Origin of the sequence: Actinomadura sp. NPDC023710 (assembly GCF_040639875.1) — a bacterium.
In the GTDB taxonomy this organism is placed as follows: domain Bacteria; phylum Actinomycetota; class Actinomycetes; order Streptosporangiales; family Streptosporangiaceae; genus Spirillospora; species Spirillospora citrea.
Map to the genome: position 1 here is coordinate 103,911 of NZ_JBFAGB010000001.1, position 23,046 is coordinate 126,956.

A 23,046-nucleotide genomic window follows, 5' to 3' on the forward strand; every position below is an offset into this window, starting at 1 on the left:
ACACGTGGAGCCCGGATCTGGGTTCCGCGTAGCCGAGTACGGGTCGTGCGGGGGCGGGTCATCGCTGCTCTTCCTCCGCAGGCGGTGCGGCATCGGCGGTCGCTGTGGTCGGCCCGTCGGGACTTTCGACGGGTGTCGATGGTGTGAGTGGTGAGGCGCCCAGATCTCGCAGACCGACCTCGGGGATCGAGCGTGCGGTGTGCTGGGGTGCGAAGCGTTCGCGTGATGCGTTGCGGACTGCGCCGGCCCGGTCGGGGATCGATTCGGGTAGTGGGCGGGTGCGGAAGGTGAAGGGCGGGGTGGGGGTGTTGCCGTCCATGAGGCGGGCGGCGGCTTGGTAGGCCCCCAGGTGGGACAGGTCATGCGGGGCCAGGAGCGGCGTGGTGTGGCGGGCGAGGTCGGTGGCGTCTTCGGGCGAGGCGGCGAAGTAAATCTTGTTGCGGGCGTCGGCGGAGACGGCTTCGCGGAGGTCTTTGGGGAGTTGGGACAGGTGCTGGTGGGCGATGGTCAGGCTGAAGCGGTAGGCGCGGGCTTCGGCGAGGATGTCGCTGATCGAGCCCGGCAGGTTGAGGAAGTTGTGCGCCTCGTCGATGTAGGCGGCCGCGTCCGACCGCTCGTGCTCGGCCTGTGTGGCGCGCGGGGTGATGGCCTGCCATGTGTGCGCCAGCAGCAGCGATCCGAAGAGGCGCACGGCGTCCTCGCCGAGAACACCCTTGGGCAAGCGAGCGAGGATGAGGCCGCCAGAGGCGAGGGTACCGGCGAGGTCGACGGTGGACGCACCGCCGGACAGGGCGTCGCGGATGAAGGGGCGCAGCAGGACGGCGCGGAGTTTGTTCATGACCGGGCTGATCACCGAAGCGCGGGCGGCCGGAGTGAGTTCGTCGTAGGAGTCCCAGAATCCGCGGAGGAGGTCGTCGGTGAGGCGCGCGGTCACGCGGGCGCGGTAAGCGGTGTCGATGAGCAGTTTGGGGATGTCGCCGAGGGTGGCGCGGGTCCCGTTGACCCGGGTCAACGTAAGGCAGGCGGAACGGAGTAGGTCGTCCAGGCGAGGCCCCCAAGCGGAGCTGAAGCAGCGGCGGAACGTGGTGACGATCGACTCGGCCGCGAACGCCGCATCGTGCCCGGCGAGCACGTTCAGGCATGGCGGCCGGCCCGGCGCGGCTGGGTCGAACACGACGGTCTGGCCGATGGCGCGTTCGGGGAGGCGCTGCAGGACGTCGGCGACCAGGTCGCCTTTGGGGTCGATGACCAGGGCGCCGCGGCCGGCGGTGGCGTCGGAAAGGATGAGGCCGGCCAGGAAGGTGGACTTGCCGACGCCGGTCTGGCCGAGGACGTGCAGGTGCTGGCGGGCGCCGGCGACCGTCAGGCCGACCGGGCGCGGTGCTCCGGCGTCAGAGTCACCGAGGACGCGGATGCCAGGCCCGGAGACGGGGATGGCGGGTGAGGGCGCGACAGGGCGAGCTCCGGCGCGGGTGACGCCGGGTGCGGCGAGGTCATAGGGCAGGTGTGCGATCGCGGCGAGTTCGGCGACCGACAGCAGGTAGCCCCGATGCAGTCGCCGCTCGTTTAGCCGGGTGGCTGGGGAGCGGAGTCGGCGACGGCACAGGTACTGGTGGCCGGAGGTGAACAGCGCGAACGTCGAGGCGGTCTCGTGGGCGTGCGCGCGCAGCCACCCGCTGGCAATTTGATCGGGGTGGCGGCTGGCGACGCCGTAGCGGATCTGGACCTCGAAGCGCGGCTGGCCGGCTTTGCCGAGGACGGCGCGGACTTGTTCGGCGCGTTCGGGGTGCTGGCGGGTGAGTTCGCTGGGGTTGTGATGCCCCGACATGCTGGGCGTGATGAGGTCGAACAGATGGCCTTGGGGTGCATTGGAGCGAGCCCCGCGAAGTGCGGACGCGGCGCGGTGAGCCTTGCCGAGGCGGCGGCCTGCGGCAGGGCGGGCCAAAATCTGAACAGCCAGGTGTTCGCCTTCTGCCAGCCCGGACGCGGTCCCGAGCAAGCCCCGTAGCGGGTCGGCATCGTGGTCGCTGGTGAGCGGGAAGTGCTCGGGTCTCGCTGGTACCAGCCGCCCGCCCGCCGTCTTGTACTCCTGGCCGAGCGGGAGCGGTGGTGTGGCGGCGTGGGTGGTGAGCGTGGCGCCGGGCCAGGCCGCCCGAACGGTCTTTTCGACTATTCCAGGCGGGATGGTGCCAGGGACCCAGATGTGGAATCGGACGCCGTTGTGGTCGGCGCGGTACTCGAAGGCCAGGTGCGGCTGCCCGAAGATGAGGCGCTTCCAGCCCGGGTGGGTGAGGCCGATGAGGCGGGCCCACCAGGCGGCGGCGCTCGCCGGCTCCACCTTCGGCGGCACTGCCACCTCGATCAACCGAGCGCCCGCGACGAGTCTGCTGTTGCGCCAGTCCCACAACACCCAACGGACACTCATCCAAGCAGCGGCAGCGCCGAGGATGCCCAGCGCGCCGATAGGACCGTATTCGCAAGCGAGGTCAGTGAGTTGGTGCGGAGCGTAGCCGTGGTCCGAGAAGAGACCGGACGATCCCGTGCCGCTGGTGACGCCCTGGAGGAGAGTTGTGCGGGGCATCATCGGCTGGCCTCCGTGTCGGTGGCCGCGGTGGTGTCGATGGGCTCAGCGCGGGCAGCGAGCTCGGCGGGATCGGTGGTGACGAGCTGATGTTCGTGCGGGCTGGCGATCGCGCTGAACGCGGCCCGGTCCGAACCGGCGCCGGTTCCGCACAGCAGGCCTTGGCCGCGGTCGGCGGCAAGAAGGAAGGTCTTCTCGCCGTCGGTGAGGTCGAAGGCGCCGGCGATCTGGTCGATGGCCTGGGGCGCTTGGCGAAGCAGGATCTGGGTGGCGGAGTTGGCGACGACCGCCCGCCCCAGATCGGAGGAGAGCAGGTCGCCGGCGTCCTGGGTGACGACGGCGAGCCCAGCCCAGTGCTTGCGGGCGGACTTGGCCAGCCGGTACAGGAACCGGGCGCCCTCGTCCTCGCGCATGATCGTCCAGGCTTCGTCGACCACGACCAGGCGGCGGCGCCGGTCGTCGGGGTTGGCGACCGCGCGCCAGATCGCATCCAGAGCCAGGAGCATGCCGACGGCGCGGACCTCATCGGGTAGGTCCCGCAGCGAGAACACCACGAGATGTCCGGCCGGGCGGGTGGTGGTGGGCCCGGCGAACAGGCCACGGTAGGAGCCAGAGGTATACGGGGTGAGCCGCGCCGACAGGTCAGCCGCCGTGCCTGCTTCGGGGGCATCCGATTGTGCGACTTCGTCGAGATGGGTTGTGAGGTCGGCAAGGACGGGGACGGGACGCGCCCAGGTGCGGGGGTCAGAGCCGATCCCGCGCGCACGGTAGGTGGCCAGCACCGCGCGGTCCAGGACCGCCCGCGTCGTCGGAGCCAGCGGCTCGCCGAGCATCGCTGCGATCAAGGTCTGCAGAAACAGTGCACGGCGGATGAGAGTGTCCTCGCCTTGACCTTGCGGGAGGTCGAAGGGGTTGAAGCAGACACCGGGCGCGCCGAGCGGGATGCGGGTGCCTGCGACGTGATCGCACAGTCGCTGGTACTCGTCCTCGGGGTCGATGACGGCGACGTGAACGTCCTGGTAAAGCAGGCGAAGGGTTTCGAGTTTGGTGAAGTAGGACTTGCCGGCGCCGGAGCGGGCGAGGGTGACGGAGTTGTAGTTGTCCTGGGCGAACCGGTCCCACACCACCACGCCGGAGGAGTAGGCGTTGAGCCCGTACAGCACCGGAGTCTCGCCCAGCACCGGCTGCAGGTCGGGCGATGTGAAGGGGAACGAGGCGGCGAGCGCGGCGGTGTCGAACACCCGCCGCGCACCGATCGTGTCGCAAGCCAAGGGCAGGGTTGAGGTCCAGCCTTGCAGCGCGCGGAAGGTGGTGGGCTGGGCGTCCAGGAGCAACGAGGCGGCCAGCGCCCGTACCCGCTGCACTTCGTCCTCCAGCTCGCCCGCATCGGGGGCGTGCACGGTCAGGTATAGCCCGACGCGAAATAGGCGGCCGTGGCCGCGAGCTAGGGAGGCGGCGAGTTCCGCGGCGTCGTCGGCTGCGGCTTCGGCGGCGAAGTCGGCCAGCCGCCCGCGCTGCGCGTCGACGCGCGAGGCTGACTCCAAGCGGGCGAGCTGGCGGCGGAGTTGCTGCGCGGCGATCAGCGGCGGGACGGGGGCGATGTGCAGGGAGACGTCCAGGCGACCCGGGTAGGTGAGCAGAGGCTCCAACCAGCCCGCGCCCACCTCTCGCGGGTATCCGGTCACGGCGAACGACGCGCACGCCCCGCCGGGAAGCTCCAGCGAACGGGCATTGACGCGCAGCGCCGACGGCCCCAGGCCCAAGTCGTCCAGCCCGCCTCCGTGACCGTCTTCGGCGTGAGGATCGTCCAGCGTTTCGGGCTGGGTGTTGATGGCGAGGGCGCGTGAGAGCGCCCTGGGCGAAGGTCGCATCAGCCCTCCTTCCGGTGAGTGATCACGTCACCTGGGGCCGCGCTGTCCACAAGGTGCGGTTCGCTTGGGGACAACGATTCGGCCAGAACGGCGGCGGCGCTGTCCGCGTCCAGCACCTCGGCCGGAACGGCGAGCGCGGCCAGGGCCTGAACGGCCTCGGTGGCGCGCCGCAATGCGATCGCGGCTGCTGCCTCGCGCCCCACCCGGTGGCGTTTGTTCTGCCGCCATGGAAGGACGGACACCGGGGCCGAGGAGGGAATGTGGCCGGTGATGACGATGAGGACCTGCCGGATGAGCAGGTCGTGTGCGGTGCCCAGGTCGCTGAGGAACGCGGCGTGTGCGCATGCGGCCTGTTCCAAAGCCGGGTCGGGCAGTGCGGGTGCGTGCTGGGTGATGTGCTCGGCCAAGCCGGTCAGGTCGACTGGACGGGCTTGGACGAGGATCTGGACGGGTGCGTCCAGGGAATTGAGCCAGCGGCTGAACACCGCCACCAGCCCGGCCTGCTCGCCCGGAGTTCGCAATCCAAAGGTGAGGGTGCCGGCGCGGACTATGACTGCAACATCGCCTCCAGCCAGCTCCAGCGCCCCGTCTTGGCGGACGGCACGGACGGGCAGCCGCAAGGGTGCGGGGAGACGTCCGCGAATTCGACACCACATCGGCGGCGGCTGTACCGGCCCGCCGACAGTGACGCGTTCCTTCGCTGTCCGCGTATGTCGGAGGGCAGCGAGGAGGTAGCGGTCGAGATTCATACCGTCGTGGCGGGCGACGGCCAGCACGAACCCGGCCGCTACGACCGGCACCAGCACGGTGACCAGGGCCGGAAGCGGCACAAGCGGCCCGAAGGTAAGGAAGACCCACAGGCAGGCGGTGGCGGTGCCGGCGAGGATGCCCAGTTGCCGGATGGTGAGGCCGTAGAGGACCTTGTCGGGCTGATCGACGTCGGCGGGGATCTTCACGCTCATCGGCGGCTGGTCGTACTGCTGGTGACGGGTGCTCATCGGCGCCTCCTGGCTTTGGGCGGGTCGATCCACAAAGTCAGCTGCCGGCGTGGGACAGGCCGCTTGGGCATGCCGGGCAGTATCGGCTGCCGCGACCGCACCCGAGGCCGGGGAGAGGTAGGAGTTCCGGGGGAAGACGGCCGAGGGACGCGGGTCACTGGGATCGGCAACGCCATCTGTCTCGGCCGAAGCGCGGCGCTCTTGCCAGCGGGACCGGGCGCGGCCGGGATCGGCAGTGCGAGCTGTATCGGGTGGAGGCCTTCCTGCTTGTCGCGGTCGGGTTCGGGCGTTGGGCCTGGCGGCATCGGGATCGCTCCCGGAGGCATCGGGACCGCTCCGGCGGGTAGCGCCGGTAGTGGCTCGGCCAGACCGGGCAACGCCGGTGGCGTGTGCGGCGCGTCAGGTGGCGCCAAGGCCAGGCGCGACGGGCTGAACAACGCTGGCCGCCGCCGAACTTGCGGAGGCGGCGGCGGGGGCGAGGCCGACGAGGGCGACGGCGATGTGGCCAAGACCTTGCGAGTGGGAGCGCGGTGGCGCATAAGGGCGCCCAGACCGCGGTAGAGCACGAGGCTTTTGAGCATCCCCGTCAGAGCACTGGGTTGGGCGGCGCGCCAGATGGTGCGGGCGACCCAGGACGGGACCCGAACCATGATCCACAGCAGGCACAGGGCCAGCAGCAGATCGATCCCGGTCCCCGAGACGATCCCGGGGAAGTGGCTTTCCGAGTCACCGCCTGAGTGCTTGACGTTGGAGAACAGCAGCCGGAACGCGGTCGCCAGAACCAGGGCCTGACAGACCCCGATGGCCAGCACGCCGCTGATGCTGCGCCACCACAAGCGGGCCAGCCCGTCGGTCAGCGGAAGGGCGTGGAACATCAACGCCACCGGGGCGGCGGCGATCAGCACCATGGTGAGCGCGATCCGGATGATGTAGATGAACGCCACGCACAGCGCCAGTACCACCACTCCCAGCCCGATGAAGATCGTGAAGGGCTGGTTGGGGACCAGGCTCGCGACGAGGTATGCGGAGATCGCCTTGGCGACCCGGCTCGGGTCGACGGCCTCGGCCCCGGCGTTGAGGAACGCGCCTGACAGGCCGTTGGCGAAGGTGATCGCGTAGCCGATCAGGATGAGGCTGAGGTTGGAGGCCGCGAACGCACCGACCAGCCGCGCCACCAGCTGCCCGGGCGTCAGTTCACTGCCGGGTAGTGAGTGGCCCGCGATCAGTAGCACGCCGCTCGCGGTGATGATCAGCGCGTAACAGGTGTTGGCGATGGTCTGCGAGACGCCCCACAGGTCCTTGGCGCGCGCCATGTCCGGTGAGTCGAGGGGCGGGGTCCCCAGCACGGTCTGCGACAGCAGGTTGCAGATCGGCTTGGCCGCGCTTGTCACCAGATCGGCGAACCAGCCGTTCACCGCCTGTTTGGCCATGCAGCCCACGTCCATGAACCCGCACCCCGTCCCCTCCCCGCCACCACCTGGGTTGGGGGCGCCCGGCGTCGCTGGGGCCGGCGAAGGACCCGGGGAAGGGGAAGGCACTGGTCCGGCAGGACGAGATGGGAACGACGACTCGGATGGAGCGGCTGGCTGAGGCGAAGGCGGCGTAGTAGCGGGAGCGGGATTTGCTGGCGCCTGGGCGGGTGCCTCGGGCGACGGATTCGTCGTTGGCTGGGGCGCGGGATCGGCCGCACCCCAGACCGGCCCAGCCGCCGCACACAACACCACACCCGCCGCCAGCATGACCAGCAGCGCCACCGCGACAGTGGACGCCACGGACCCACGCGGCCAAGCGGGCGGGCTCGCCGTGGAGGTCACGAGGGCGCGCCAACGATGCCCTGAAGGATCTTGACCAGCACTGGCGCCAGCACCGCGACCGAGTACCCGATCGCGGCATACCGCAGGGTCTTCTTGGCCGCCTCGACCTCACCCGGGTCGCCGCCGGCCAGCATGTAGCGGACCCCGCCGATGGTGGCGAACAACGTCGCCAACCCCACCAGCAACCCCACGATCACATTCCGCAGGTTGTTGATCACCTCGTTCAGCGAGGCAGCCGTGGCGAGGTTGGTGCTGGCATCAGCGACACCGGGCACTAGCAGCGCGGTCATCACACATCCGGTCGTCCACATCGATGACGCGGCCATCAGCCGCCGTCGCGATGGCCGTGGCCGACGCGGCACGAGGTCGCCTCTGCCGGGCCCCGACACAGAGGAGGCGGTGCCAGGCCGCCTCAGGGTGCGGCGGCTCTTACCGTGGTTTCGGCCGGGCCACTCTGGGATGAGTCGATGAACGGTTCGGTGCGAGTGCTTGCGGGTGCGCATGGCAGCGTCTCCGGGATATCTCGACGGAATCGGCGCCAGCCATGCGATCAGCGGGAACGACGCGGCCTCGGGCTGCGGGCGTCCTCCTTGATGGGATCGTGAGACGGATGAATGCGGCGGGGACCGGGCTTCTGACCGTCCGCCCGAGCCGCACCGTTCACCGCTGATCTCGACTGGCACCCATGAAGCACCGCCGAACAGGCCCGAATTAGCAGTCAGCCCGCGATCCTTGATCAGGACTTGGGCCGCTCAGAGGAAGACTCGCCGTCCTGAGAGCCTCAGCGAGCCCCGAGCCGGCAGGTGTTTCAGACTTCTTCGGCGTCCACCGGGACATGAGCTACCGGTCATCAGCCGGTCGGCCGTTCTTGACCGGATCGTGACGCGGACGATCACGAAAACCGAGGCGCCCAGCGGTGCTTTATCGGTGCACGGGGATCGGGTGGCCGTCTCGGGTCACCCAGCAGATGAACACACCGTCCAACCCGAATCACCCGCCTACCAGCAACAAGACCGCTGGCGAGCGGCGCATGGTCCCGCTGACCGTATGGCTGTGCTCTGACCTTCGCAGCCAGGAACCGCCGCCCTACCTCAGCGCCCGCTCGAATCGGGAGAAGCCCGATACTCCAATCTGCGTCCAGCACCGCCAGACCGTCGGCCGGGAACTGGCTCAGCACCTAATCAGTACCTGCACCAGCAAAGGGGCACTGATCGCCGAAGGCTTCACCACCAGCGAAGCCACCTTGGTCACGGCCGCAGAACTCGACCGCCGTGCCATCGCGCTGGTCCCGCACTTCCCGCTCGCCCAGCACATCGGCAACCGGCTCCGCGCCACCCTCGACCAGCGGCGATTGAGGCGAGTGCAGATGCGCTCCGTCCGACCCGACCAGATGGCCAAGGGCCTGGCGGATCACCTCGGCCAGGTCTCCCTGGTCATCGGCGCCCCGCCGTCCTACGAGACCGGCGGCCACAATCCGAGAAGAGTTCCTAGAACGGACTGCCCGGCGTGCCGAGCCGACCTGTGGATGCTCTCTAGCGAACAACTCGGGCTTTTCCTGGCATCGGCGTGGCGGGTGTTGGCTCCCGGCGGTGTCCTGGCGGTCATCACCACGGCCCGCCACCAGGCCGGACACCTCATCGACCCAGCACCGCGCATCATCCGTCACGCCCAGAGGCTCGGATTCCGCTACGCCCAGCACGTCATCGCGCTGCGCGTCCCGATCGAGGGTGACGCACTGGTCGTGCAGGCCGGCCCTACTGACCTCGCGCAACTCCACGACGCCCGCTGCGGCGCCCTTCCACTCACGGTCGGTGTCCACGCCACGGTGTCCCTGTTCAGCAAGCCTCAAGTGCCCGCGAACTCACCTGGTCCTGACGGCCCGTACAGCGGGATGACTCGATGAACGACGAAGACCTCTCTCGCACCCAGGCGCTGCCTTCGGTGCTGGCGACTGGGCAGCGCCCGTCCCGGCTTCAGCGCCACGGGCGCTATACACCCGAGTCGATGCGCCACCCCGGCAAGATGCTGCCCGCCATCGCCTCCACTGTCATCAAGGCCTTCACCCGACCCGGTGACCTGGTCATCGACCCGATGTGCGGGATCGGCACCACCCTGGTCGAGGCCATCCACCTCGGTCGTGACGCCGCAGGTGTGGAGTACGAGCCGGAGTTCGTCAACCTCACTCTGAACAACCTGCGCCACGCCCACACCCAAGGAGCCACCGGCACACCTCAACTGGCCTGCGGCGACGCGCGCAACATCCCCACCATCTACAGGAACCATCACGGCAAGGCGGCGCTCGTTCTCACCTCGCCTCCCTACGGCTCCCACACCCACGGTCACATCCGCTCCAGCCGGGACAACGGCGGTGGCAAAGTCCTGAAACACCATCACCGCTACTCCACCGACCGCAGCAACCTCGCTCACCAGCCCCTGCCTGGCCTACTAGAGGGGTTCGGCCGCATCCTGGCCGGCAGCGCGGTGCTGCTCCGCCCGGCCGGCGTCATCGCCGTCACCATCCGACCGATCCGCGTCAAAGGCGAACTGCTCGACCTACCAGGCCTGGTCATCGACACCGCCCAACAGCACGGCCTGGTCCTCACTGGCCGATACGTCGCGCTCTTGGCGGGGCTCCGCAACGGTGCCCTCATCAACCGAGCCTCCTTCTTTCAGATGCTCGAGACCCGCCGTGCCCGCGACCGTGGCGTCCCTGCCTGCGCCACCGCACACGAAGACCTACTGGTCTTCCAGCACGCCACCGCCCAGCCCGGAGGCCGCTAATGGCACTCACCCAACGCAACGGCCGGGCGCGCGACCGAGCCGCCGAAATGCTGTCGATGTTGCAGCTGGCCCTGTGCGGGCGATGCGGACGCGCTCGGTACGCAACCCGCCGGGATGCCCGGCGCGCCGCCAGGATCGGCGCCCCCGGCGTCCGGCTGCGCGCCTACCGGTGCGGCGACGCCTGGCATCTCACCTCACCCGCCGGTGCACCACAGTTCGTCGCATCGCCGGTCACCCTCCTGAAGCATCCGGCCGTGTCGGGGCGGCTGTGGCTTGACCACCGAAACGGAGACAAGCGTCCATACCGGCGCTCCGGATTGAACCGGTGTGGGCGTCCGCAGGGTGCGCCGCGCCGATCCCGCCGGGGCGGTACCGATCCGCTGGAGGACGACCATGACCACACCACCCGACACCGCGTGCGGCGGCCTTCGCGCCACTGCACGGAGCGGCCTGCGGGGGAGGTGCGGTGAAGGGGTTGACCGCCGCGGAAATCCGTACGCTGCCCGCCACCATCGACCTGGTGACCGCGGGACGGATCGTCGGGGTCGGACGCACCAAGGCCTACCAACTCGCGCGCTCAGGCCAGTTCCCTTGCCGGGTGCTGCGGGTCGGCCACAGCTACCGGGTAGGCACAGCCGACCTGCTCACCGTCCTCGGCCTCGCCTGCGACACCCACGGCCAGCCGTGTTCCGGCGGGCAGCCGACATCGCGAGAAGAGGCTGAATGACCGCCAAAGGAAGCATTATCAAGACCTGCGCTTGCCGTGACGAGCACGGCAAGCGTTACGGAAAGGACTGCCCGAAACTACGGCGCGGCAATGGGCGCTGGAGCAGCACTCATGGCTCTTGGAAGTACCAGCTCGAACTCCCGCCCACCGCCACCGGAACGCGGCGTGCGCCGCTGCGCCGCGCGGGCTTCACCACGCAAGATGACGCGCTGCAGCAGATGGACAGGGCCAAGGAACTGCTGGCCATCGCCGGGGACGACCTGACGATCCAGATCCAGATCGCTGACCTGATCGTCGCCACGCTCCGAAAGACCCGCGTGCTCCCGGCGCCCGAACAGGTCCGCAAGAGGGTCCGCACCGGACAGGACCTGGGCCGCTCGATCACCGTGGCGGAGTACCTGGAGGAGTGGCTGGCCGGGCGTAAGGGCCTGCGTGAGGGGACCCGCCGAAGTTACGCCAGCCACATCCGTCTCTATCTGGCGCCGATCCTGGGGCCGATTCTGCTGGAGCGGCTCCGTGTCGGTCACGTCGACGCGGTGTTCGAGACGATCGACGAACTCAACGAACGCATCATCCAGGCACGCGAATCCGGTGACCTGAAGCTGCGCGCCATGGTCAAAGGCCGCCGGGTCGTCGGCCCGGCGACCAAGCAGCGCATCCGCGCCACGTTGCGGTCCGCGCTCAACAAGGCGATCCAGCAGCGCCTCATCGAGGTCAACGTCGCCGCCCTGGTCGAGCTGCCGTCAGGGAAGGCGCCCAAGGCGCTGGTGTGGACCGACGAACGCGTCACCGCGTGGGAGAGCGACTTCGTCGCCCACATCGAGAAGATGAACGCCCGCCGCAAGCACATGTCCAAGCTGGAGCCGCACAAGCGGATCGGGGAGAAGATCAATCGGCTGGACGCCTACATCGGTGCCCCACGCCCATCTCCGGTCATGGTGTGGACCCCAGCGCTCACCAGAAAGTTCCTCGACCGGGCACGCGGTCACCGGCTGTATGCCCAGTACCACCTGATCGCGTTCCGCGGCCTACGACGAGGCGAATCCTGCGGCCTGCGCTGGGTCGACCTCGACCTGCGCAACGCAACCGCGGCGATCCGGTGGCAGATCACCCAGATCGGCGCCGAGACCTTCGAGGGCAAACCCAAGACCGAGGCCGGAGAGGCTTCCGTCAGCCTCGACACCGCCACCATCAGAGAACTACGGGCCCACAAGGCCCGGCAGAACACCGAGCGCCTCGCAGCCGGAGACGCCTGGACCGAAACCGGATACGTCTTCACCGCACCCACCGGAGAGCCGGTCAACCCGGCCGAAGTCACCGAGCAGTTCGAGCAACTGTCCATGGAAGCCGGACTGCCGCCGATCCGGCTGCACGACCTACGCCATGGCGCCGCGACCTTCCTACTCGCCGCCGGATACGACATGAAGGTCGTCCAGGAGACACTGCGACTGTCCTCGATCACCATCGCCGCCGACACCTACACCAGCCTGCTCCCGCAACTGGCCAGGCAATCGGCCGAAGACGCCGCCGCCATCATCCTGAACGCCGACCGGCCTACGCCCAAGCGCCACTGCAAGACCGTCGTGGTCCTGCCCGACCACATACGGTCCGGCACCGAACCCGGAAGGGCGCGATCCGGCGACTCCGCACCCCCGCGTTCGGACTAACACATCCGCTGATCGATGTTAAGACCGATCATCAGAGGCTTGCGGTCACTTGAAGTAGCCCTTCAAAGCGGCGACGCAGGCTGACTGGCGGGTGCCGTCGTGCGGGAACCGGCGACGGCACTCGCCAGTGACCCACGCCGGCGGCTGGTGCACCTTCCGGGGCTTACGAGTGTGTTGCGGAGCGTGCGAGCGCCCGTGCTGCGGCCTACCGTGTTCGTGATGTTCAGTCGGGCGCGGCCGTGGGGCCCTGGCCTTCGGTGTCTGCTGGGCCGCTATCCCAAGGCGTGGTCTGGCAGCAGGCTCATCTACGGCGCGCGGGCCCCGGCCATTACCGGAAGGTTTCCGGCGAGGAGCGGCATGCCCTGATTCCGCAGGCGCCGGTCGCTGGCCAACGGCGGACGGAGCCGGACTCGCGCCGTGCTGCATCCCGGCATCTCCCGCCCCCGTGCCCTGCGTCGGGTGCGTCGGCTCTGAAGCTGACGACCCCCTGAACTGCAGTATCGCGACAGTGCAGGCCGCGCCAAGGACGCCTGCCACTAGCGGGAACAGCCACCGGCGGCACCGTTCCGGACGGCGTCGATGCCTACGGCGGGGCTTCACGCGCCACGGTTCGTCCGGATCTGCGGGGGCACGCGCCCCAGTGGCTGATGAGAGATCGTTCATCACCCACCGTGACTACCAAGAGTAGTGTCAACGTCGCAATCAGCCCCGCCGTCATGGGGGAACTGAAAGATGGAACGGACAGCGCCAGCTGCGACTGCTCGACGAGAAGCTCTAGCCGCAGCCTGTGCGTGACGGTGCGACGCAGTCTCGGGGAGAGCTTTTGTCGTTATGAAGGACTCGACCAAGCTCGTCATCTCCACCGACCAGGGCCTTACGCCCGGGCTGCGGGGGCGAGACCTACGATCGGCAACGTCGTCGAGGATGGACGGCCTATCCGAGGCGGAGTTCGCCGGAACCTGCCTAATCCTTCGTTGCGCCGTTCTGTGTCGGCCCCCTCCGCTACGGTGCGGGCAGGCCTAACATTCCGCTTGACTCACCGCCTACGTGAGACCGGGGCGCGCGAGGATGGCTTCATGACGCCCCGTCAGCGGACGTATGTTGCCTTGTGGGGGAGTGACTACCCAGTAGGGCTGGCGTAGCCATGCATGTTGAGTGATTCTCGTGAGGAGCCTTGTGAGCACGCTCGGTAGTTTTATTTGGTCGATCGCTGACCAGCTTCGGGGTCCCTACCGCCCCAACCAGTACGGGAACGTGATCCTGCCGTTCACGATCCTTCGGCGGCTAGACTGCATCCTGGAGCCGGACCGCGAGACCGTCCGGGACCTGGCTGCGGCATACGAGAACCCGAACCGGCTCCGGATCGAGGTCAAGAAGGCCACCGGCCGTCCGTTCTACAACACCTCGAAGTACAGCTTCGCCAACCTGCTGCAGGACGCGGACGGGCTCGAAGACAACCTCGTCGACTACGTCGACCGGTTCTCCGCTGACGTCGATGTATTCGAGTACTTCGACTTCAAGAAGGAGATCATCGCCCTGGAGAAGGCCGGTCTCCTTCGCGAGATCGTGAAGTCCTTCGGCGCCGTCGACCTTCACCCCGATGTCGTGTCCAACGCCGACATGGGGGACGCGTTCGAGTACATCATCCGCAAGTTCAACGAGGCGGCGAACGAGACCTCCGGTGATCATTACACGCCGCGGGATGCGATCCGGCTGCTGGTCGACCTGCTGTTCGCCGAGCAGGACGCCGACCTGACTGAGGCCGGGATTGTCCGCACGCTCTACGACCCCACTGCCGGCACCGGTGGCATGCTCGCCCTGGCTGAGGAACACCTGCTCGCGCAGAATCCGGACGCTCGGCTGAGGCTGTACGGCCAGGAGTACAACCCGCAGTCGTACGCGATCTGCAAGTCCGACCTCCTCGCCAAGGGCCACGACGCATCCAACATTGCCTTCGGCAACACGCTCACCGACGACGCCTTCAAGGGCCGCCAGTTCGACTTCTGCATGTCCAACCCGCCGTACGGCGTCGATTGGAAGCAGTATGCCAAGGCCGTCACTAAGGAGCGTGACGAGGCGGGGCCGTACGGCCGATTCGCGCCGGGCTTGCCCTCCACCTCGGACGGGCAGATGCTGTTCCTGCTGCATTTGGTGCACAAGATGCGCGCCCCTGAAGATGGCGGCGGCCGGGCCGGAATCGTCATGAATGGCTCGCCACTCTTCAACGGTGCCGCCGAGTCCGGTCCGTCCAACATCCGCCGGTGGCTGCTGGAGAACGATCTGGTCGAGGCGATCGTTGCGCTGCCGACCAACATGTTCTTCAACACCGGCATTGCCACCTACATCTGGATCCTCGACAACACCAAGCAGCCCGACCGCAAGGGCTTGGTCCAGCTCATCGACGGCACCTCGTTCTGGACAAAGCTGCGCAAGAACCTCGGCAATAAGAACCGTGAGCTCAGCGAAACTGACCGCGCCGAGGTCCTCCGACTGCACGCCGACTTCACCAACGCCGACCTCGACTTCTCGAAGGTGCTGCGTAACGACGAGTTCGGCTACTGGGCGATCACTGTTGAGCGCCCCTTGCTGAACGAGGACGACAAGCCGGCCGTCGACCGCAAGGGGAAGCCGAAACCGGATTCGAAGAAGCGCGACACCGAGATCGTTCCGTTTATGTACGGCGGCTCAACGGCCGGTGTGACAGGCAAAGTCGAGGTCATCCAAGCCTACTTCGACAAAGAGGTGAAGCCGCACGTTCCCGACGCCTGGATCGACTGGGGCAAGGTCAAGACCGGCTACGAAATCCCCTTCACCCGCCATTTCTACAAATATGTCCCGCCGCGGCCACTTGCCGAGATCGACGCTGACCTGGAGAAGCAGGTCGCCAAGATCCTCGATCTGCTGCGGGAGGTCGAGCAGTGACGGACAGGTCCTGGCCCATAGAGAAGCTCGGGCGCACGGCTCGCATCGGCAATGGGTCGACTCCAAGGAGGGATAGCGTCATCTATTGGGGCAGCGGGAACGTCCCATGGCTGAACAGCTCCGTCGTCAACGAGTCTCGTGTCACTCAAGCCGAGCAGTTCGTGACTGACGTGGCGCTCCGGGAATGCCACCTGCCCGTTGTTGCTCCCGGCTCTGTTCTGGTAGGTCTGACTGGCCAGGGGAAGACACGCGGCATGGCAACCATCCTCGACATCGAGGCCACGTTGAACCAGCACGTTGCGTACGTGACTCCTGATCGGAGTCGGTGGTTTCCGGAATATCTCTTGTGGTCACTCAGGGCGGCTTACAGCGAGCTTCGGTGTCTCAGCGAGGAGAACGGAAGTACGAAGGGCGGCCTTACGTGTGAAGCGCTGAAGCAGTTTCGGCTCATCGTGCCTCCCGTCGGGTATCAGCGCGCTATCGCCAACTACCTCGACCGCGAGACTGCCCGCATCGATACGCTCATCGATGAGCAGCAGCGCCTGATCGAGATGCTCCGCGAGCGACGGAGAGCGCTGGTCACCCATGCCGTCTGCTTTGGAGTCGATGAAAGTGTCGAACTCCGTGACAGTGGGGATCCCACGCTTGGCCGAGTCCCGGTGCACTGGACTGTAAAAGCGGTCCGGCGGTGGCTGGAAAGCCTCGACAGTCAGCGAGTGCCTCTGAGCGGCGAGGAACGCGCTAATCGCCGGGGCGAGATCGACTACTACGGGGCGTCAGGGGTCATCGACCATATCGATGATTACCTGTTTGACGAGCCGCTTGTGCTGGTGTCCGAGGACGGCGCGAACCTACTGATGCGCTCTACGCCGATCGCTTTCGCGGCGAAGGGGCGCTACTGGGTGAACAATCACGCTCACGTTCTCCGCCCGTTGTCCGGCGGTGACGTTGATTTCTGGGCCAATCGTCTGGAGGTGCTAGATGTGACTACGGTTGTTTCCGGAGCTGCGCAGCCCAAGCTGACAGCCGGGGCGCTTATGAGCCTTCGGGTAGCTGCCCCGGACGACACCGACGAGCAGCGTCACATAGCCACCTATATCAACGAGAAAACCTCGAAGATCGACTCGCTGATTTTCGAGTCCGAACGGCTCATTGAACTGTCAAGGGAGCGTCGCTCCTCACTCATCACGGCAGCTGTTGCGGGTCAGGTCGACGTACGTGAGGTCGCGTGATGGCCGATCATAATGAGGTCGTCTTCGAGGCTGATATCTGCCAACACCTTGCGCATCATGGATGGTTTTATTCGGCCAATGACAGTGGTTACGACCGGGAGCGAGCGCTGTTCCCCGAGGACTTGTTCACGTGGCTCGAGACGACGCAGAGATCGGCGTATGAGAAGGCGTTAAAAGCGGCGGGGTCGCAGGCAAAGTTTCTCGACGTACTGTCGACGGCTCTGGACAAGCCGCTGGAGCACGGCGGTGGGATGCTGAATATCCTACGCGGCGGGGTGCAGTATATCGGCGGTGGCCGGTTGAAGATGGCGCAGTTCCGGCCCGAGACGACGCTGAACGAGACGACGAACGCCGAGTATGCGGCGATGCGGGTCCGGGTGATGCGTCAGGTGCACTTCTCGACCGCCGACCAGCGCAGCATCGACCTGGTGTTCTTCGTCAACGGGCTCCCGGTCGCGACGGTGGAGCTGAAGACCGACTTCACCCAGTCGCTGAACGAAGCGATTCAGCAGTATCGCAAGGACCGCAACCCGCTGACGAACGGTCGGCGTGAACCGCTGTTGTCGTTCGGTCACCGGGCGCTGGTCCACTTCGCGGTCTCCAACGATCTTGCCGCGATGACCACTCGCCTGGAGGGCGAGAAGACGCAGTTCCTGCCGTTCAACACCGGCTTCGATGACGGTGCTGGGAACCCGCCCGGTGTGGACGGGAGGTCGGCGACGGCGTACCTGTGGGAGCGAGTCTGGGAGAAGCACGCTTGGCTCAACATCATCGGCCGGCTGATGATCGTGGAGTCCAAGGAGGAGTGGGACGTCGCCACCGGCACGTCGGTGCGCCGTACGAGCATGCTGTTCCCCCGGTTCCACCAGTGGGAGGCGGTCACGAACATCGTGTCCGCAGTGGCCGTGGAGGGGGTCGGCCAGCGCTACCTGATCGAGCACTCCGCTGGGTCGGGGAAGACGAACACGATCGCTTGGACGGCGCACCGTCTCGCCCGTCTACACGTCGACGATGAGAAGGTCTTCGACTCGGTTATTGTGGTCGTGGACCGCACGGTGCTCGACGGGCAGCTCCAGGACGCGATCCGGCAGATCGACGGCAGCAAGAAGATCGTCGCGACAATCAGCCCCGAGGACGTGCGCAAGGCCGGTGCGAAGTCCAAGTCCGGCCTGTTGGCCCAGGCACTGAAGAACGGCGAGTTGATCATCGCGGTGACGGTGCAGACCTTCCCGTACGCGATCGATGAGATTCGGGCCGATTCCGGCCTGAAGGGCAAGCGGTTCGCCGTCATCGCCGATGAGGCGCATTCCTCACAGTCGGGGCAAATCTCCTCGAAGCTGAGGCAGGTCCTGACCGCCGAGGAGATCACGGAGATTGAGGAAGGCGGCTCGGTCGACGTCGAGGCGGTCTTGGCCTCGGAGATGGCCGAGCGGGCCGAGTCGGAGAACATCTCCTACTTCGCCTTCACCGCGACCCCAAAGAACAAGACCCTGGAGCTGTTCGGCCGCAAGGGGCCGGACGGCAAGCCGGTCGAGTTCCACCTGTACTCGATGAAGCAGGCGATCGAGGAGGGCTACATCCTCGACGTGCTCAAGGGCTACCAGTCCTACGACACCGCGTTGAAGATCGCCGGCAAGGCCGAGAGCGGCGACGGCGGCAAGGTCGAGGAGTCGGCAGCGCGCAAGGGGCTGATGCGGTGGGTGCAGCTGCACCCGACCAACATCAGCCCGAAGGTGCAGATCATCGTCGAGCACTTCCACGCCAACGTCGCCCACCTGCTGGAGGGCAAGGCGAAGGCGATGGTCGTCACCGACTCCCGCAAGGCCGCGGTGAAGTACAAGAAGGCGATCGACGCCTACATCGCCAAGCGGGCCGCCAAGGACACGTCCTACAACTACCGGACCCTGGTCGCGTTCTCCGGGTCGGTGCCGATGACCGAGAACGACCAGTGGAGCAAGGACTGGGGGCCGGCGCCCTCGGAGGGCGACGAGTTCAGCGAGGCCACCATGAATTCCGGAGCGGGCGCCGACCTGGCCGCGGCGTTCAAGGGCGACACGTACAAGATCATGCTGGTCGCCAACAAGTTCCAGACCGGCTTCGACCAGCCGCTGCTCTCTGCGATGTACGTCGACAAGAAGCTGTCCGGGGTCACCGCCGTCCAGACGCTCTCCCGGCTCAACCGCACCCACCGCACCGCCGGCGGGGAGCAGAAGGCCAAGACGTTCGTCATCGACTTCGCCAACAAGCCTGAAGAGATCAGGGCCGCGTTCGAGCCGTACTTCACCAACGCCACCCTGGAGACCGAGACCGACCCGTACATCGTCGTCCACCTGGCGAACAAGCTCGCCCAGGCGGGGATCTACACCGAGGAGCAGGTCCGCCAGGTCGCCGAGCTGTGGGTTACCCGCAAGGGCAACAACGTGCTCTCGGCGGCGATCAGCCCTGCCCAGCACGACTTCCGGCGCCGCTACGCGGCGGCGATCGAGGCCGAGGACAAGGTCACGCTCAACACCCTTGACCTCTTCCGCAAGGACGTCTCCACCTACGTGCGGCTGTACGACTTCATGAGCCAGATCGTCGACTACGGCGACCCGTACATGGAGATGCTCTCGATCTTCCTCCGGCTTCTGGAAAAGGTCATCGCCGAATCCTCTTGGAGCGCCGACGTCGACCTGTCCGACGTGGTCCTGGTCGGGGTGAAGCACACCAAGAAGATCGCCGTCGACATCTCCCTGACCGGCGACGGCGAGTTGAAGGCGATCAGCTCAGCAGGCACCGGCACCAAGAAGGAGCCGAAGTACGTCGCACTCCAGGTCGTCATCGACAAGATGAACGATCTCTTCGGCGCCGATTCGTTCGCCGAGTCCCAGATCCGGGAGTTCGTGCAGGGCCTCGTGCAGCGCCTGCTCGCTGACCCTGACCTGGTCCAGCAGACACGGGTGAATTCGAAGAAGCAGTTCATGGAGTCACAGGACTTCCAGTCCGCCGTCACCCAGGCCATCACCGACAACCAAGAAGCGCACAACACCATGGCTGACTACTTCTTCACCGACGGCCCTGCGATTCCCGGAGTCATCGTGGCACTAGCCGACGCGTTCTACGAGGCCGCGATCGACGAGCAGGTCGACTCTGAGCTGACCACAGAAAGTGGCGGTGAATAGGAGAATTCCCCCATGCCTGATGAACATGTGAGCTCCGACGACTCGGGCTCCGAGCGCTCCGCACTGGACACCAGGATGGTCCCTCTCGGGGAGCGTGCCCTCCGGAGCATCCTGGGCCACGTGATCGCTGTCGGCGACGAGGCCGAGACCACCTACCTGGAGGTCAAAAGCGGCCTCGACGTCAAGAGCAAGATCGGCATTGCGAAGGTCGCCAAGTTCCTGCTCGGCGCTGCCAACCGTCGCCCGCAAGAGGCCGCTCGGCACTTCCACGGCTATGCAGTGCTCGTCATTGGGGCAGAGAAAGGCAAAGCGTCTGGGGTGGCCCGAGGCGCCGAGGCCCATGAACTCGAGGATCGACTCCGCCCCTACCTCGGGCCGCAGTTCCCGGCGTTCGAGTTCGGGAGGATCGGCGTGGGCGCCGACAAAGAGGTGTTGTTCGTCATTGCCCAGCCACCGCAGGAAGGTCAAATGATCTTCCCATGTCATAAGAACTTCCAGGGAGAAGACCGCCGCGACAACCTCGAGGACGGCGCGATTTACGTGCGGGGCTCCAGCAACACGAGGCCTGCTCGCTCCGGAGAAGTCTTGGGCCTTGTCGAACGCGCCCGCGGCGGCGGGAAGCCGCCGATCGATCTCGAGGTTGAAGTGCTCGGCTCGATCTCCAGGATCTATCGCGTGGAAGAGATCTTGAAGAGCATGCGCGACTGCGAAGAGGAGCAGTTCAGCAAGCAGCCGGAGCCCGCCGAGGAGGCCTTCGCCTTGACAACGCTCCGGCTGGCAGGCGTCTTCGGAAGCTCAGGAGCGCTGTCGGCTAAGGACCGGGAGGAAGCCTTGGTCGCGTGGCGGAATGGGAAGACCGAGCACATCGCGAAAGGTCGCGAGCACTTCTTGGGCGTCGGGCTGTCGGGCGCTGGTGTCCGCGTGGTCAGCCGGGACAGGTTCGTCGCCAAGCCGCACCTGATCGTGACTTTCCACGGCTGCGAACTGCTCGATCACCTCGATCCGGACGACGCCGACTTCGAGAAGGCAGTCGAACCCGTACTGCGATCGCATGATCCTTTTCAGCCCGCGTTCGACTACTCCACCCTCCGACCCCTCCCACGCGACTACCCCGTAGCTTGGAGCAATCGCGGCGAGGACGCCGAAGTCGTGCTCACTCCGGAGTCGTTCCGTCCGAACGTGCCATGGACGAGCGACCAGGACGACTACGTGATCACCACGAGAGATCCCCAGGCCAGCTCAGTGGAAGTCACCTGGGCACTCACCGAGGACGGCAACGATGCCGTGACCAGCGGCGAGTTCCGGGTGCCGACTGGGGAACTCATCGACGCAGTCGACCTGTTCAAAGCGGTGTTCCTCAGCGGAGACTGACGCCACGAACCTGACCGTCCAGTCAGCCGTGGACAGGAGAATGGGCGGTGAACGCCGACGACAAGATCCGCTTCTTCCGAGAGGGATGGCGACTGCTCGGCGGCGACCTCCAGGCGGAACGCTCTCGCGCGGCGGGGCCGTCACGGCCTCGAGGTCAGCGATGACGAGCCGCTGGCGTTTTTCTGGCAGCCCACGGTCCCTGTCGACCACGGCGGCCACACGGCGTCGACCGACGAGGCCACACGAAAGCGACCGCGGAGGCACGGCCACCACCAGACGCCTGGACGCGGCCGACCCGGATCGCTCGGCCAGGGGCGTCATGAACGGTCGAGTGCGGAGGCGATCGCCCAGCAGGCTGACCCGCTGCGGGAGCACGCGGACGACGAGTCGCTGCTCGCCGACCTCGAGCGCATCGAATTCCAGCCGACTGACGTCGAGGAAACGCACAGGATCCGTGCGGCGAGGATCGTCGAGTTCGTTGTGGTGATGGCGCACGACCAACACTACTGGGCGCGTTCCCGACGGAATCCTACGCGTGCCGATTGGGGCCGAGGAGCCAGCCAGGTGGTTCCACCGCCCGGGCCGGAGGCGAGGCTGGGGTACCGACGCCCCGAAACGAGGGACGAGGCTACGTCCCCCTCGTGTTGCTGATCGGCACGTCGATGCGGTCGCGAGCGACGACGACGCCGTCCTTGACGACGAAGCACTCCACGACGTGGTCGCCTCTGAAGTCGGAGTGCTCCACCCGGGTGTTCGGACGGCTCGCGTCGACGATCTGGCCTCGGACCATGTTCCGACGCTCGGCCTCCGGGCCGCGGTTCAGCACCTTCCACTTCAGTGTGTATGGCGGCTCGACGCTGCAGCTGGTAACGATGAACTTCAGGCTCTTGTCCGCCCTGAGCGGCGCCCTGGTGCGCAGCATCTCCCGCAGCCTGGTCGGCCTCCAGCCGCTCTGCGTGACCTCGCAGTCGATGTCGACCGACTCCGTGATGTCGACCGGGTACAGGTCCTCAATGAACTGCTCGGTGTCCCTGAACGCCCGGGACGCCTCGCTGACGGCCAGCGGCACGGACATCCCGAAGACCTCGCGCCACTTCTTGTTGGCGGCGGCCTTGCCCTCGTCTGCGATCGCCTCAAGGACCTTGTTGTACGCCTTCTTGGCCTTCGGCTGGAACCGGGCCTTGACCTTCACGCGCTGGTTGCTGCCTAGCGCGAGGTAGTACTCCTGGTCGGGCTCGTCCTTGAGGAGCTCGAAGAAGTCGCGAACCATGAGGTCGAACGAGCCCGTCCCCGCCGAGTCGTAGTCGTCGGTCTGTGAAAAGAACCTGTGTACCAGGGTGTCGATGAGCAGGCCGCCCATGTTCACTCCGTTCGCGTTCTTCCACGCTCGGGTCAACCTCGCCAGGTGGCGCATGTTCGTCGAGGTGCGGTCGTTGCACTCCTTGGTCGCGCTGATCTCGGCGCGCGGCTTGGTGACCTTCCAGCTCTCGGCGACCGTGTCCGGGTAGTCGAAGCTGCCGTCGTCGTTCTGGAAGGCCGGCTGGACCTCGAACTTGAAGGCGTTGCTGGTGAACTTCACCCGCACGACGCACTGGTCGACGCGGATGTCAGTCTTGGGGTAGCGCGCCTTCAGGTCGTCCCTGACTCTGTTGAGGATCCTCCGCGGGCCTGTGTCGCTGGCGTAGGCGGAGCGGAGCCAGGGCGGGAGTATGAAGATCATGTCCAGGTCCGACACGCCCCTGACGGCGGTGTGCCTGCCGTATGAGCCCACCATGAGTCTGTAGTCAGTGCATCCGTCCTTGGCCCTGAAGTCCTTGTTCAACGCTTTTGTGATCTCGTCCCTGCGGGAGGCGACCGCGGCGACGGCATCGCCGACCTTGAGGTTTTCGAGCAGCGTGTCGAAGATCTCCGAGGTCTTCAT

Annotated in this window: 14 protein-coding genes; 8 read left to right on the forward strand and 6 right to left on the reverse strand. The window is 66.7% G+C overall.

The features are described 5' to 3' along the window. Positions 1–58: 58 nt before the first annotated feature. The 5 genes from AB0H37_RS00535 to AB0H37_RS00555 all read right to left on the reverse strand — a co-directional run bounded on the left by AB0H37_RS00535 (position 59) and on the right by AB0H37_RS00555 (position 7,554). A complete protein-coding gene (locus AB0H37_RS00535) occupies positions 59–2,410 on the reverse strand; it encodes a DUF87 domain-containing protein (protein WP_360610319.1) in 2,352 nt (783 codons plus the stop codon). A 170-nt stretch (positions 2,411–2,580) separates the two neighbouring features. After that, a complete protein-coding gene (locus AB0H37_RS00540; protein WP_360610321.1) occupies positions 2,581–4,452 on the reverse strand; it encodes an ATP-binding protein in 1,872 nt (623 codons plus the stop codon). Further along, a complete protein-coding gene (locus AB0H37_RS00545) occupies positions 4,452–5,450 on the reverse strand; it encodes a PrgI family protein (RefSeq protein ID WP_360610323.1) in 999 nt (332 codons plus the stop codon). Before AB0H37_RS00545 ends, AB0H37_RS00540 begins: the two co-directional genes overlap by 1 nt. Then, positions 5,447–6,895 (reverse strand): hypothetical protein, encoded by a 1,449-nt coding sequence (locus AB0H37_RS00550; protein ID WP_360610324.1) that lies wholly within the window; start codon positions 6,893–6,895, stop codon positions 5,447–5,449. The genes AB0H37_RS00545 and AB0H37_RS00550 overlap by 4 nt, the downstream gene beginning before the upstream one ends. A 365-nt stretch (positions 6,896–7,260) precedes the next feature. Further along, a complete protein-coding gene (locus AB0H37_RS00555) occupies positions 7,261–7,554 on the reverse strand; it encodes a pilin (protein ID WP_360610326.1) in 294 nt (97 codons plus the stop codon). 677 nt (positions 7,555–8,231) lie between these two features. Between AB0H37_RS00555 and AB0H37_RS00560 the strand changes: the two genes are divergently transcribed. The 8 genes from AB0H37_RS00560 to AB0H37_RS00595 all read left to right on the forward strand — a co-directional run bounded on the left by AB0H37_RS00560 (position 8,232) and on the right by AB0H37_RS00595 (position 21,125). Then, positions 8,232–9,167, forward strand: a complete 936-nt coding sequence (locus tag AB0H37_RS00560) for a hypothetical protein (protein ID WP_360610328.1) — start codon at positions 8,232–8,234, stop codon at positions 9,165–9,167. After that, on the forward strand, positions 9,164–10,045 hold the full coding sequence (locus AB0H37_RS00565) for a DNA methyltransferase (RefSeq protein ID WP_360610330.1): 882 nt from the start codon (positions 9,164–9,166) through the stop codon (positions 10,043–10,045). Before AB0H37_RS00560 ends, AB0H37_RS00565 begins: the two co-directional genes overlap by 4 nt. 466 nt (positions 10,046–10,511) lie before the next feature. Next, positions 10,512–10,772 (forward strand): DNA-binding protein, encoded by a 261-nt coding sequence (locus AB0H37_RS00570; RefSeq protein ID WP_360610332.1) that lies wholly within the window; start codon positions 10,512–10,514, stop codon positions 10,770–10,772. Beyond that, positions 10,769–12,439 (forward strand): site-specific integrase, encoded by a 1,671-nt coding sequence (locus tag AB0H37_RS00575; protein WP_360610335.1) that lies wholly within the window; start codon positions 10,769–10,771, stop codon positions 12,437–12,439. Before AB0H37_RS00570 ends, AB0H37_RS00575 begins: the two co-directional genes overlap by 4 nt. Before the next feature lie 1,176 nt (positions 12,440–13,615). After that, a complete protein-coding gene (locus AB0H37_RS00580) occupies positions 13,616–15,361 on the forward strand; it encodes a class I SAM-dependent DNA methyltransferase (RefSeq protein ID WP_360610336.1) in 1,746 nt (581 codons plus the stop codon). Next, on the forward strand, positions 15,358–16,593 hold the full coding sequence (locus AB0H37_RS00585; RefSeq protein ID WP_360610338.1) for a restriction endonuclease subunit S: 1,236 nt from the start codon (positions 15,358–15,360) through the stop codon (positions 16,591–16,593). Before AB0H37_RS00580 ends, AB0H37_RS00585 begins: the two co-directional genes overlap by 4 nt. Further along, positions 16,593–19,754 (forward strand): type I restriction endonuclease, encoded by a 3,162-nt coding sequence (locus AB0H37_RS00590; protein WP_360610340.1) that lies wholly within the window; start codon positions 16,593–16,595, stop codon positions 19,752–19,754. Before AB0H37_RS00585 ends, AB0H37_RS00590 begins: the two co-directional genes overlap by 1 nt. 12 nt (positions 19,755–19,766) lie before the next feature. Next, a complete protein-coding gene (locus AB0H37_RS00595; RefSeq protein WP_360610342.1) occupies positions 19,767–21,125 on the forward strand; it encodes a hypothetical protein in 1,359 nt (452 codons plus the stop codon). Between the two features lie 628 nt (positions 21,126–21,753). On the opposite strand, the gene AB0H37_RS00600 is transcribed toward AB0H37_RS00595, so the two are convergent. After that, positions 21,754–23,046, reverse strand: coding sequence for a nucleotidyltransferase (locus AB0H37_RS00600; protein WP_360610344.1), 1,293 nt, complete (start codon positions 23,044–23,046; stop codon positions 21,754–21,756).

Excerpts from the sequence above, each read along its gene's own strand:
- AB0H37_RS00600 (WP_360610344.1), bottom strand. The coding sequence starts at position 23,046 with ATGAAGACCTCGGAGATCTTCGACACGCTGCTCGAAAACCTCAAGGTC.
- AB0H37_RS00555 (WP_360610326.1), bottom strand. The coding sequence starts at position 7,554 with ATGACCGCGCTGCTAGTGCCCGGTGTCGCTGATGCCAGCACCAACCTC.
- AB0H37_RS00575 (WP_360610335.1), top strand. The coding sequence starts at position 10,769 with ATGACCGCCAAAGGAAGCATTATCAAGACCTGCGCTTGCCGTGACGAG.
- AB0H37_RS00545 (WP_360610323.1), bottom strand. The coding sequence starts at position 5,450 with ATGAGCACCCGTCACCAGCAGTACGACCAGCCGCCGATGAGCGTGAAG.
- AB0H37_RS00540 (WP_360610321.1), bottom strand. The coding sequence starts at position 4,452 with ATGCGACCTTCGCCCAGGGCGCTCTCACGCGCCCTCGCCATCAACACC.
- AB0H37_RS00560 (WP_360610328.1), top strand. The coding sequence starts at position 8,232 with ATGAACACACCGTCCAACCCGAATCACCCGCCTACCAGCAACAAGACC.
- AB0H37_RS00590 (WP_360610340.1), top strand. The coding sequence starts at position 16,593 with ATGGCCGATCATAATGAGGTCGTCTTCGAGGCTGATATCTGCCAACAC.
- AB0H37_RS00565 (WP_360610330.1), top strand. The coding sequence starts at position 9,164 with ATGAACGACGAAGACCTCTCTCGCACCCAGGCGCTGCCTTCGGTGCTG.
- AB0H37_RS00595 (WP_360610342.1), top strand. The coding sequence starts at position 19,767 with ATGCCTGATGAACATGTGAGCTCCGACGACTCGGGCTCCGAGCGCTCC.
- AB0H37_RS00550 (WP_360610324.1), bottom strand. The coding sequence starts at position 6,895 with ATGGACGTGGGCTGCATGGCCAAACAGGCGGTGAACGGCTGGTTCGCC.